Annotated in this window: 12 protein-coding genes; 9 read left to right on the forward strand and 3 right to left on the reverse strand. The window is 38.1% G+C overall.

The annotated features are described in order from the left end of the window. Positions 1–58 precede the first annotated feature (58 nt). The 5 genes from AB3H93_RS00750 to AB3H93_RS00770 are packed head-to-tail and all read left to right on the forward strand — an operon-like array spanning position 59 to position 4,677. Complete coding sequence (locus AB3H93_RS00750; protein WP_034699511.1) at positions 59–1,375, forward strand: alpha-L-fucosidase; 1,317 nt, start codon at positions 59–61, stop codon at positions 1,373–1,375. Next, positions 1,372–2,331, forward strand: a complete 960-nt coding sequence (locus AB3H93_RS00755) for a PTS mannose/fructose/sorbose transporter subunit IIAB (RefSeq protein ID WP_088745399.1) — start codon at positions 1,372–1,374, stop codon at positions 2,329–2,331. Before AB3H93_RS00750 ends, AB3H93_RS00755 begins: the two co-directional genes overlap by 4 nt. A gap of 9 nt (positions 2,332–2,340) precedes the next feature. Continuing rightward, on the forward strand, positions 2,341–3,150 hold the full coding sequence (locus AB3H93_RS00760) for a PTS sugar transporter subunit IIC (protein WP_010720071.1): 810 nt from the start codon (positions 2,341–2,343) through the stop codon (positions 3,148–3,150). Next, on the forward strand, positions 3,134–3,928 hold the full coding sequence (locus AB3H93_RS00765; RefSeq protein WP_010720070.1) for a PTS system mannose/fructose/sorbose family transporter subunit IID: 795 nt from the start codon (positions 3,134–3,136) through the stop codon (positions 3,926–3,928). Before AB3H93_RS00760 ends, AB3H93_RS00765 begins: the two co-directional genes overlap by 17 nt. A gap of 44 nt (positions 3,929–3,972) precedes the next feature. Further along, entirely contained in the window at positions 3,973–4,677 is a 705-nt protein-coding gene (locus tag AB3H93_RS00770; protein WP_368019968.1) for an SIS domain-containing protein, read from the forward strand. A gap of 95 nt (positions 4,678–4,772) precedes the next feature. On the opposite strand, the gene nrdF is transcribed toward AB3H93_RS00770, so the two are convergent. From nrdF to nrdH, 3 genes are all read right to left on the reverse strand, one after another. Further along, positions 4,773–5,741, reverse strand: coding sequence for a class 1b ribonucleoside-diphosphate reductase subunit beta (gene nrdF, locus AB3H93_RS00775; protein WP_010720068.1), 969 nt, complete (start codon positions 5,739–5,741; stop codon positions 4,773–4,775). Positions 5,742–5,795: 54 nt separating this feature from the next. Then, complete coding sequence (gene nrdE / locus AB3H93_RS00780; RefSeq protein WP_010720067.1) at positions 5,796–7,955, reverse strand: class 1b ribonucleoside-diphosphate reductase subunit alpha; 2,160 nt, start codon at positions 7,953–7,955, stop codon at positions 5,796–5,798. A 146-nt stretch (positions 7,956–8,101) separates the two neighbouring features. Further along, entirely contained in the window at positions 8,102–8,326 is a 225-nt protein-coding gene (nrdH, locus tag AB3H93_RS00785; protein WP_010738447.1) for a glutaredoxin-like protein NrdH, read from the reverse strand. Positions 8,327–8,735: 409 nt separating this feature from the next. On the opposite strand from nrdH, the gene AB3H93_RS00790 reads away from it, so the two are divergent. The 4 genes from AB3H93_RS00790 to AB3H93_RS00805 all read left to right on the forward strand — a co-directional run bounded on the left by AB3H93_RS00790 (position 8,736) and on the right by AB3H93_RS00805 (position 12,322). Continuing rightward, the gene (locus AB3H93_RS00790) at positions 8,736–9,236 is read left to right on the forward strand and encodes a ferrous iron transport protein A (RefSeq protein ID WP_053765768.1); all 501 of its coding nucleotides are present in this window, start codon (positions 8,736–8,738) and stop codon (positions 9,234–9,236) included. A gap of 3 nt (positions 9,237–9,239) precedes the next feature. Next, positions 9,240–11,375: a ferrous iron transport protein B gene (feoB, locus tag AB3H93_RS00795; protein ID WP_368019969.1), complete on the forward strand. Its 2,136-nt coding sequence runs from the start codon at positions 9,240–9,242 to the stop codon at positions 11,373–11,375. Then, entirely contained in the window at positions 11,376–11,498 is a 123-nt protein-coding gene (locus AB3H93_RS00800) for a FeoB-associated Cys-rich membrane protein (protein WP_207432769.1), read from the forward strand. Between the two features lie 191 nt (positions 11,499–11,689). After that, a complete protein-coding gene (locus AB3H93_RS00805; RefSeq protein WP_010720062.1) occupies positions 11,690–12,322 on the forward strand; it encodes a GntR family transcriptional regulator in 633 nt (210 codons plus the stop codon). Positions 12,323–12,339 lie beyond the last annotated feature (17 nt).

A 12,339-nucleotide genomic window follows, 5' to 3' on the forward strand; every position in this document is an offset into this window, starting at 1 on the left:
TTTAAATTGCTCGTTATACTTTGGTTAAATCAAATAGAAATGTTAACGGAGGAAAAAAATGAGTGTAAATAGTGAACGAAAATGGTTTTCTGAGAGTCGATATGGTTTATTTATTCATTTCGGATTGTATTCAGTGGCAGGAAGACATGAATGGGTCCAGACTTTAGAAGAAATCAGTGTAGCAGATTACCAAAAATATCTGGATCAATTCGATCCTGATTTATTAGATCCACATGAATGGGCTCAAAAAGCCAAAGAAGCAGGTTTTAAGTATGTCATTATTACAGCAAAACATCATGATGGCTTTTGTTTATGGCATACGAAAGAAACAGAATATCACATAGGAAAAACACCGTATCAAAGAGATTTGTTAGGAGAATTGATTGAAGCATTTCGTGAAGTGGGGATCAAAATTGGTCTTTATTATTCTTTATTAGACTGGCATCATCCAGATTTCTTAGTAGATGGCTATCATCCAATGAGAAATAATCCAACCTATATCGAACAACATCCTGGCAACATGGAAAATTATCGCCAATTTATGGCGAATCAAGTCAGAGAATTATTGACAAGTTACGGTACGATTGACTATCTATGGTTTGATTTTTCTTATAAAAGCAGAGATTGGGGGACTTCGGTCGGTAAAGGGGCGCAAGATTGGGGAAGTGTTGAATTAGAAAAAATGATCCATGAGATTCAACCCAATATTTTGATCAATGACCGGTTAGACTTACATCGTGGTGTACTTACCCCAGAACAATTTGCTAGAAGTAAGGCAATGGACAACGAAGAAGAGGTATGGGAAACCGTTCAAACCTTAAATAATAGTTGGGGTTACGATCGGGACAATCTTAATTTCAAAACGAGTGAAATGGTAGCGAAACAACTAGTGGATACTGTCTCCAAAGGTGGGAATTTCACGATGAATATTGGACCAAACGCACGAGGAGAGTGGGATGACAATAGCGATAGCATTTTAAGTTCTGTTGGTCAATGGCTACGAAAACATGGAAAAGCGATTTACGGTGCGGGGTTATCTAGTTTTACACCACCTCAAGATTGCCGATACACTCAAAAAGGAAATAAATTATATCTTCACATTTTTAGTTGGCCTTATCGAACAATTTTATTACCAGAATTAGGTGGGAAAGTGAAGTTTGCGAAACTGCTCAATGATGGTTCCGAGATTCGTTTTGTCGATACGAAGCATTTAGGAGGAGAAAGAAAAGCGACAACTAATTTATACAAAGAGATTACTGAAGTTCATGTGAAGGAGGCGCTTGACCCGAGCATGTTGATGCTAAACATTCCGATTAAAGAACCAAATGAATTGATCCCAGTGATTGAATTAACACTAAAGGAGGAAGAAAAATGAGTATCGGCATTATTCTTGCAAGCCATGGCGAGTTCGCTTTAGGCGTAAAACAAACGGGAGACATGATCTTTGGAGAACAAGAACAGGTAGATGTGTGTGTATTGATGCCTGAAAATAGTCCAGAAGAGTTTCGCCACCAAGTGGAACAGGTGTTAGCGAAGTATTCCGTTGATGATGAACTGTTGTGTTTAGTTGATCTATGGAGTGGGACACCTTTTAATCAGCTGAACCAGCTGAAAGAAGAAGGAAGCAGAAAAATCGAAATTGTTTCTGGTTTGAATATTCCGATGCTGCTTCAAGCTTATAGCGAACGCTTTAATCCTAAGGCTTCGCTGAATGAAATCGTTCAGACCATTTCGACCGTCGGTGTTCAAGGGATTAAAACGTCCCTTGGAAGCACCGCAGCGGATTTACCATCGAACACAGCAGAGACTGAGCCATCAGTTGTGGCTTCCGTTTCCAACAAAATGAGTGAATTGGGGATCAGCCATGTCCGATTGGATGAACGGTTGATCCATGGTCAAGTAGCGACACTTTGGTTAGGGAAAATGGGAACAACAAGAGTTATGATCGTTGATGATGGAGTGGTCAATGATCCAATTGCTAAGGCCTCTTTAAAAGCTGCTGTTCCTGGTGGTATCAAATTGAGTATATTGAAAACGGTTACCGCTGCGAAACGGTTAAAAGAAGGGATTTATCAAGATCAAAAAATCATGTTGCTTACCAAAAAGATTCAAACGATCTTTGATTTGATCGATGCGGGTGTACCAATTGAATCATTTAATTTAGGCAATGCCAGTTCGAGAGAAGGAACCCTTCAAATCAAAAAATCCGTCTTTTTAACCGAAGCAGAAATTGCGAAGATTTTAGAGTTGGAAAAAGCAGGAGTCGTTGTGACGGCACAAATGGTACCAATGGAAGAAGAAAAACGATTTTCACAATTTTACGGAAAGTAGGGGGAACGAATGAATATAGAAATTTGGCAAATCATCGTATTATCACTGTTAGGATTTTATGTCATCATCGAAAATTTAGGGATCAATGTGATTGCTAACCAAGCACTGATCGTAGGTACCATTACAGGTTTAGTAATGGGGGATCTGACCACTGGATTGGCAGTAGGTGCGACATTGCAATTAATGGGATTGGGGATTCAAGCTTATGGAGGAGCAAGTGTCCCAGATTATATGACCGCTTCGATCGTAGGAACTGTTTTTGCGATTACGAGTGGAAGAGGTGTGGAATTTGGTATCGGATTAGCTGTTCCAGTAGCATTGTTGATGATCCAGTTAGATATTTTTGCTCGTTTTTGCAATGTGTTCTTTCAAAAGAGAATCGATAAAAATATTCGTTTAGCTGATACTAAAAAAATAAGAATTTATCACTTGTTGGGAGCAATGAGTTGGGGATTATCACGAGGCGTTCCTATTTTTATCGTCTTTAGTTTTGGTGACCGAGTGATTCAAATTGTTTCAGATGTAATTCCAGAATGGTTGACTGGTGGGTTGGCAGTTGCAGGAGGCATGTTACCAGCAGTCGGTATCGCCATTTTATTAAGATTTTTACCAGTTAAAAATTTCATTACGTACTTGATGATTGGGTTTTTGGCAGTTGCTTACTTAAAGATGCCTATGTTTGGCGTGGCTTTATTAGGATTGGCTTTAGCCATTTTACAATTTAAGAATTTGATTGGAAAGCAAAACAATCTGACACAAGTGGCTCAAGCTGATGCAAATGGAAAAGGAGGATTAAGTGCTGATGAGTACGAAGATTAATCAAAAAGACCTAGATAAAGTAAGTATCAATTGGTTGTATGGTAGCCAATTGTCTTGGAACTATGAGCGAATGATGGGTGGGGGCTATTTGTACTCCATGTTACCGATCATCGAAAAACTCTACGGCGACGATGAAGAAACCAAGATTGCCATGATGAACATGCAAAGTCAATTTTTTAATACAACACCACATATGGGCGGTTTTATTTTGGGAATCGATATCGCTACTGAAGAAGCGGAAGGCAAACAATCAAAAGATACGGTGTCTAGTTTGAAAACTGGATTAATGGGTTCATTTGCTGGTGTCGGGGATACGATTTTTGGAGTATTGTTCCCAACTGTTTTTGGTTCAGTGGCTTCCTATTTAGCTCTACAAGGAAACGCGATCGGAGTTGCTGTTTGGGTATTAGTAAATCTGGCGATTTTAGTCTTTCGATTTTTCTCTGTAAGAATAGGTTATACTCAAGGCGTGAAATTAGTGACTAGTATGTCCGGACATTTGAATGCATTGACCAATGCTGCCACTTTATTAGGGGTCACAGTGATTGGTGCCATGATTCCATCGGTGATCAATGCCCAAATTACTTGGACCTTTAAAACGGGAGATGTCGAACTTAACCTTCAAGAAACACTAGATCAGATCATGCCGATGATGATTCCAGCCCTTTTAGTGGGTGTCATTTATTGGTTGTTAGGCAAAAAATACTTTAATTCAACAAGAGCGATTTTAGCGATCATGGTGTTATCGATTTTATTAAGAGTATTCGGAATCATGTGATTTTCTAACTAAATGAGGAATAATCATAAAAAGGAGAGAGCCTTATGACACTCGCATTTTTTGAAGAATGTAAAAAATTAACTGAAACATTAGAGAAGTATAAAACAGAAAATATAACGAAAGCAGCCCAAATCGTAACCGATGGAATTATGAACGGTGGGATTACGCAGGCTTTTGGTAGCGGACATTCCCATGCAGCAGCGCTAGAAATCAGTGGGCGTGCAGGTGGATTGATACCGTCAAAACTGATTTTAGATCCTGCGGGGGGCATGTATGAACAACATGCTGGTGTCGGACGAACACTCATGCACAAAGTGTCCATCCATCCCAATGATGTCTTTTTCCTGATTTCTAATTCTGGAAGAAACCCCATGGCAATTGAAATGGCTGAGGAAATCAAAAAGCGTGGAAATAAATTGATCGTGGTCACGGCATTGGCTGCCTCTAAAGCATCCACTTCACGACATGAAAGTGGAAAGTTATTGTATGAATTTGCGGATGTTGTTTTAGATAACCACTCTGTTTATGGTGATGCGGTATTACCTGTTGATGGATTAGAGACCAAAGTATGCGGGACTTCGACATATGCGGCTACATTGTTACTCCAACAAACGATGTTAGAAGCCATTGAGCGAATGGTTGCTCAAGGTTTTGAACCGCCAGTTTATTTAAGTGCGAATATCGATGGGGGACACGAACGAAACCTAAAAATCGAAGACCAGTATGCAGAGAGAATTTTCCATATTTAGTTTCATGAACATATCAAATGATTGACTGAGAAAAAGCACATAAAAAAGAACGTTTAAGGTGGGGACAACCCAACGCTTAAACGTTCTTTTCCTATTTAGTCATCTAAACCAATCAAATAATCGTCATCTTGCATTGCTTCTACATGCCCTAAGAGGTAGCCATTTCCCACTTGTGAGAAGAAATCATGGTTGCTGGTACCGGTAGAGATACCGTTCATCACGATTGGATTGACATCATTCGCTGTATCTGGAAAAAGTGGATCCATTCCCAGGTTCATCAATGCTTTATTGGCATTGTAGCGCAAGAATGTTTTTACTTCTTCCGTCCAACCGATTGGATCATACAGTTCCTCGGTATAACGTTCTTCATTTTCGTACAATTCATATAATAAATTATACATCCAGTCTTTTAACTGTTCTTGTGCTTCTTCTGATAGTTCATTGTAACCTAATTGGAATTTGTAGCCAATGTAAGTCCCATGAACAGATTCATCTCGAATAATCAATTTGATGATTTCTGCTACATTCGCTAACTTATTATTTCCTAAATAATAAAGAGGAGTATAAAAGCCGGAATAAAATAAGAATGTTTCTAAGAACACACTAGCGATTTTCTTTTCTAAAGGTGTGCCATTTTTGTAGATTTCATTGATACGTTCCGCTTTTTTTTGTAAATAAGGATTTGTATTCGTCCATTCAAAGATTTCTTCGATTTCTTTTTTTGTATTCAATGTACTAAAAATGGAAGAATAGCTTTTTGCATGGACCGATTCCATAAATTGGATATTGTTCAATACAGCCTCTTCATGCGGCGTACGGACATCCTTACGCAGCTGATCCATTCCGCTTTCTGATTGGACGGTATCGAGTAAAGTCAGTCCACCGAAGACATGGCCAACCGTATCTTTTTCTAACTGTGACAGTGTCCGCCAGTCATCTAAATCATTAGACAAAGGAATACGGGTATCTAACCAAAATTGTTCAGTTAGTTTCTCCCACGTAGATTTATCAATGATATCTTCAATTTCATTCCAGTTTATTGCTTCATAGTAAGTTTCTGACATGAGAAATGCTCCTTTATTTAAATTACCTGTCTGTTCATTTTTTGCTTACTTGTTTTAGATGACACAACTTTCACATTGATTGCTGCCGATTTCTTCTGCATCATCAGTAAACGTCCGAACGTAATAAATTGATTTGATTCCTTTATGGAAAGCGTAGTGACGTAAGATATTCAAATCACGTGTTGTTTGTTTAGTCGTTGTTTTCCATTCATATAGACCTTCTGGGATTTCAGAACGCATAAATAGGGTTAAACTCATTCCTTGATCTACATGTTGTTGAGCAGTTGCGTAAATGTCAATGACTTTTCGCATGTCCATGTCATAAGCTGAAGTATAGTAAGGAATTGTTTCATTTGACAGATAAGGCGCTGGGTAATAGATTTTCCCGATTTTCTTTTCTTGACGCTCTTCGATCATGCGTGTAATCGGATGAATACTTGCACTAGTGTCATTGATATAAGAAATCGAACCATTCGGTGCTACAGCTAGACGATTTTGATGGTATAAACCATCGGTCATGATCGCTTGTTTTAAGTTTTCCCAATCTTCAGCAGTTGGAATAAAGATTCCTTCAAATAAAGCTTTTACTTTATCAGATTTTGGTTGGAATTCTCCAGTAACATATTTATCAAAATAGCTTCCATCTGCATAAGCAGATTTTTCAAAGTTATGGAAGACTTGTTTTCTTTCACGAGCAATCGTATTACTTTCAACTAATGTCCAGTAATTTAAAAGCATAAAGTAAATATTTGTGAAATCTAAGGATTCTTCAGAGCCATACGCCATTTGTTCCTTCGCAAAGAAAGTGTGTAAGCCCATTGCGCCTAGTCCGATCGTATGATTCAATTTGTTTCCATTTTGGATTGGAGGGACAACATCGATATCGGAAGCATCTGTGATGTAAGTCAATGCCCGTGTCATCGTACGCACAGACTGACCAAAATCAGGGCTGTCCATCAAGTTAACGATGTTAGTCGAACCGAGATTACATGAGATGTCCGTTCCTAATACTTCATATTCTTGTTTTCCATTGATAACAGAAGGTGTTTGAACTTGTAGGATTTCCGAACACAAGTTACTCATGATGATCTTTCCGTCAACTGGATTTTCACGATTAGCTGTATCAATATTGATGATATAAGGATAACCGGATTCTTGTTGTAATTTCGAAATTTCATTTTCAAGTTCACGTGCTTTGATTTTTTGTTTCCGAATATTAGGATTCGCTACTAAATGATCATACTCAGCAGTGATGTCGACATAAGAAAATGGCACGCCATATTCTTTTTCCACACTATAAGGACTGAAAAGATACATTTCTTCATTTTTACGAGCTAACTCGTAAAATTTATCAGGAACGATTACACCAAGTGAAAGTGTCTTTACTCGGATCTTTTCATCTGCATTTTCTTTCTTGGCAGAAAGAAAAGCAATGATATCTGGGTGGAAGACGTTCAAATAAACGACACCAGCACCTTGACGTTGACCTAATTGGTTTGAATAGCTAAAACTATCTTCAAATAATTTCATAACAGGGACAACACCACTTGCTGCTCCTTCATAACCTTTGATCGGTGCACCCGCTTCACGTAGGTTTGAAAGAGTGATCCCAACACCACCACCGATACGTGATAGTTGTAAAGCAGAGTTGATCGAACGACCGATAGAGTTCATATCATCAGTTACTTGTGTCAAGAAACAAGAAACGAGTTCTCCACGACGTTTCCGACCGGCATTTAAGAAAGAAGGGGTAGCAGGTTGGTAACGTTGGTGGATCATTTCATCTGCTAAAGACAACGCTAATTGTTCATCACCATTAGCAAAATAAAGTGCGTTGAAAGCTACTCGATCTTCATAAGATTCAAGATAAGCAGTCCCATCATTCGTTTTTAACGCATATTGTGAATAAAATTTGTAGGCAGCCATAAATGATTTAAAGGTAAAGTGTTGTTCTGCTAAAAATTGATAAAGTGATTCAATAAATTCAGCAGAGTACAGTTGGATAAATTCTGACTCTAAATAGTCGTTTTCAATCAAATAATTGATTTTATCCATTGCTGTTGCAAACGTCATCGTGTTTGGTTTGACATTTTCTTCAAAAAAAGCGGTTAGCGCTTCTTTATCTTTATTTAGCGGGATCTGACCATTTACTGGTCGATTGATTTCATTGTTTAATTTAAAGTAACTAACATCTTTTAACTGCTTAAGACTCATAAGTACGCCCAACCTTCATTCCATATTTTGATAGTGAATATTGTTTCGTGCTGTAAAAAAGGATTTGGGGAGTTTACGGCAAAAACAAGTGCCTCAATTCCATCAAATCCAATTCTACGTTCTTTTCCATTTCGATTGACTGGTGACTAACTAGCAAGTTTGCGAAGTTGATCTGGTCGAAACCCGATCACCGTTTGTGCATCTGACGTAATGACAGGAACACTTTGGAATCCTTGAGCTTTTAACCATTCAATTGCATCTGGTTGTTCGTCGATATTAACTTCTTCAAAATCGATTTGGTTGTCAGTTAAAAAGCGTTTGACCATCTTGCATTGCATACAATTATTTTTAGAAAATATTTTGACATTCATGTGTATTGCCTCCTCCACAGCTCTTGTTTATCTATAATGAATAGTATAAAACTATTAGTAAAAAAGTCAAACAACAAACACTACATCTTGTGTTGTGGAAACTGTGGAATACTATGTTTTGTGGTTTTTGAAAAACAGCTGAAAACAAGTAACAGGGGAAAAAATACTTGTTTTAGTACAGTGAAGGTTGTGGAAAAATCCCCGAAAAGATTTTTTTATTTCCCTTATTAAGTGGTTAAATGAAAGTTCGCTCATAAAATCACAACGTTCGTTGACTTTATCAAGTAACGAGAGTATTCTTATTGAGAATGATTCTCAATGTATGTTGATAAATGAAGTAAATAATAGAAAAAATAAATAGAAAGAACTATCATGATGTTTTTCACAAGAAGGAGATGAAAATCGATTTATGAATTTGGATGCTACTTTATCTTTAGATGCCACTGTCCCTTTAGAAGAAGCGAAGCTAAATCTTGTTTACCAAATTGAAAAATTGCAAACGAGTGAAGCAGTCAAAAAACATTTGCAAAATCTCGGTATAATCGTTGGAAGTAAACTCGTTGTTATCAATCGATCAGGAAGTAATGGAATCGTCCTGCTAAAAAATAATCGGATCGCGATCGATCGAGAGTTGTTTAAACAAATTTTAGTGAAAAAGAACGAACTTTCTAAGGATAACTGGACTTCATTAGATCAACTGACTGTTGGAGAACGAGGAATCGTTGTAGGGATACATGGAAAAGGCGCTGTTAAACGGCGTTTGATGGATATGGGTGTAACGAAAAATGTTCCTTTGACCGTAAGAAAATTAGCACCACTAGGAGATCCGTTAGAAATTACCTTGCGAGGGTATGAGTTAACGCTTCGTAAAGAAGAAGCAATGTTGATCCTTGTGCAAAAAGAGGTGTAAAAAATGAAGGTAGCTTTAGTCGGTAACCCTAATAGTGGAAAGAGTAGTTTATTCAATGCCTTAACTGGTGCTAAACAATACGTAGGGAATTGGCCAGGGGTAACGGTGGAAAAAAAAGAAGGAAAAATGAAGAAGAATCCGATAATCAAGATTCAAGATTTACCTGGAATCTATTCCCTGTCACCTTATACACCTGAAGAAGTAATTGCGAGAGATTATCTGACCAACGAATGTCCTGATCTGATCATCAATATTGTCGATGCCACAAATTTAGAAAGAAATCTTTATCTGACTGCACAATTATTAGATCTAGGCATCCCCATCATTATCGGACTGAATATGATGGATATCATTAAAAAAAATGGCAAAAAAATCAATGTCGAAAAATTAAGTTATGGTTTAGGCATACCTGTGGTTCCTATCAGTGTATTGAAAAAAGAAGGGTTGGATAAACTCACGAAGAAAATCATTGATGCCTCCAAGCAGCCAAAAGAACAGAAGGTATCCTTACTAACTAATTATGACGATCGACTAGAAGCTGCAATCCATGAAATCGAAGAGATATTAGGAAAAGATCAGCCTTTTCAACGCTGGTCTGCCATCAAATATTTTGAGCGTGATCCACAGTTATGGGAAAAACAAACAATAACGACAAAACAAGAAAAAGAAATTGAGCAGCTGATTCGTCTGACAGAGAGACTATTTGATGAAGATAGCGAAACAATAGTTATTAATGAACGATATGAATGGCTAACGCAACTTACTGCACTTTGTGTCGTGTCTACGGATTCATTTCGCTTGTCCATCAGTGATAAAATCGATCGAATCGTTACTAATCGCTGGTTCGCTTTACCAATTTTTGCTTTTGTCATGTGGCTGATCTATTATTTAGCGATTCAAACAATCGGAACAATGGGAACCGATTGGATCAATGACACGTTATTTGGCAGCTGGTTGCCACAACACGTCGAACAGGTACTGGTCAACTGGCAAGTGGCACAGTGGATGCAACAATTGATCCTCAATGGAATCATAGCAGGGGTAGGCGCAGTGTTGGGCTTTCTACCTCAGCTGATCGTCTTGTTCTTGTGTTTAAGTTTCTTGGAAGATTGTGGCTACATGTCACGGATCGCTTTTGTGATGGATCGTTTATTTCGGAAATTTGGTTTGTCAGGGAAATCGTTTATTCCTATGTTGATTGCTACAGGTTGTGGCGTTCCAGGGGTGATGGCTAGCCGAACCATTGAAAATGAGCAAGATCGGCGCTTGACGATTATGGTCACGACGTTTATGCCATGTTCTGCTAAATTACCAATCATTGCTTTGATTGCAGGAGCGTTTTTCCCCCATACTTCTTGGGTAGCACCCTCTGCTTATTTTCTAGGTATGTCTTCCATCGTTTTATCAGGGATCATGTTGAAGAAGACGAAGTTATTTGCTGGAGATACCGCACCATTTATTATGGAACTACCAGCGTATCATTTTCCACAAGGAACAACGATTTTACGCCAAACCTATGACCGCAGTAAATCATTCGTCAAAAAAGCAGGAACGATCATCTTTGTTTCGAGTATTTTGATTTGGTTTACTTCTTCGTATAACTTTCTTGGTCAATCTGTTACGGAAGATCAAAGTATCTTAGCAAGTGTTGGTCGGGTCGTGGCTCCTCTTTTCCAACCACTAGGATGGGGGAATTGGCAAGGAACAGTAGCTACGATCACTGGATTAGTGGCCAAAGAAAATGTCATTGGGACTTTTGGTATTTTGTTTGGGCACAAAGAAGTAGCGGAAAATGGTCGAGAGATTTGGCAAGCATTACAAGGTACGTATACTTCCGCTGCTGCTTATTCCTTATTGTCCTTCAATCTGCTTTGTGCTCCCTGTTTTGCAGCAATCGGTGCGATCCATCGTGAAATGAATTCAAGGAAATGGACACTGATCGCAGTTGGCTATCAATGTGGGTTTGCTTACTTGGTAAGCTTCATGATTTATCAGTTCGCTCATTTATTAGAAGGCGGCTCTATCGTATTTTCGACTTATTTAGCAGGTATGGTTCTGATTGGATTAGGTTACGCTTTATTGAAAAAGCAGCAGAAGAAACAAGAAATTTTGACGTTATCATTAGAAGGTGGAAATTAAATGGCGACTTTTTTATTAAGTGTATTGATCTTTGGCAGTGCTGGTTATATTGTATTTTCACGTATCAAATCTGGAAAAACGTGTGATGACTGTAAAAGTGCTTGCCCAGTAAAGAAAATCTAACGGATGTGAGATGATAAAAACAACGAGTGATGATCGAAAAACAGTTCATCGTTCGTTGTTTTTTTTGTGGTTGATTCTGCTTCTTTTGATTTTTCTCCAAGGAACAGACTTAAAACCTTTTTAAGATTTTTTGCTTATTTTGATTTCCCATAGTAAGATGTAACTGAAAAAGAGAAGGAAGAGGAGAATAAATGGCAGGAAAGAAAAAAATTGTTCGTCCAAGATACCAACAAATCGCAGTTGATCTGGCTGAACGAATCGTGGAAAACCGTTATCAGGTAGGGGAGAAGATCCATGCGAGATCCACTTTAGCAAGTACATATAATGCTTCTCCTGAAACTACAAGAAAAGCAATCAATGTGCTAGTTGATCTAGGGATCATGGAGGTTCGCCATGGCAGTGGGGCATTCGTTGCCTCAAAAGAGAAAGCCAAAGATTTTTTATTGCAATACCAAGATGTTCAATCGATCCAAGAAACAAAAGCCGAAATTATGGCAAGTGTAGAAAAGCAACAAGAAGAATTGGATCATTTTTCACAATTATTAGATCAATTAGTCAGTCAAACGAAACGGATACATAAGATGAATCCTTTATTGCCATTTGAATTAACGTTGACGAAAGAAGCGACCCATCTTGACCGCTCCATCAGCGAGTTGAATATTTGGCAAGCAACAGGAGCGACAGTGATTGCGATTTCCCATAAAGAAGAGTTGCTCGTTTCACCTGGACCGTATGCCAAATTCACAGCGGGTGACACTGTACATTTCATTGGAAACGAATTTACCTTACAAAGAATGACTAATTTCTTCTATCCAGAAAACTAGTCCTTTAATTATTTTTT

Source organism: Enterococcus sp. C74 (assembly GCF_040887125.1).
Taxonomy (GTDB): Bacteria; Bacillota; Bacilli; order Lactobacillales; family Enterococcaceae; genus Enterococcus_B; species Enterococcus_B hirae.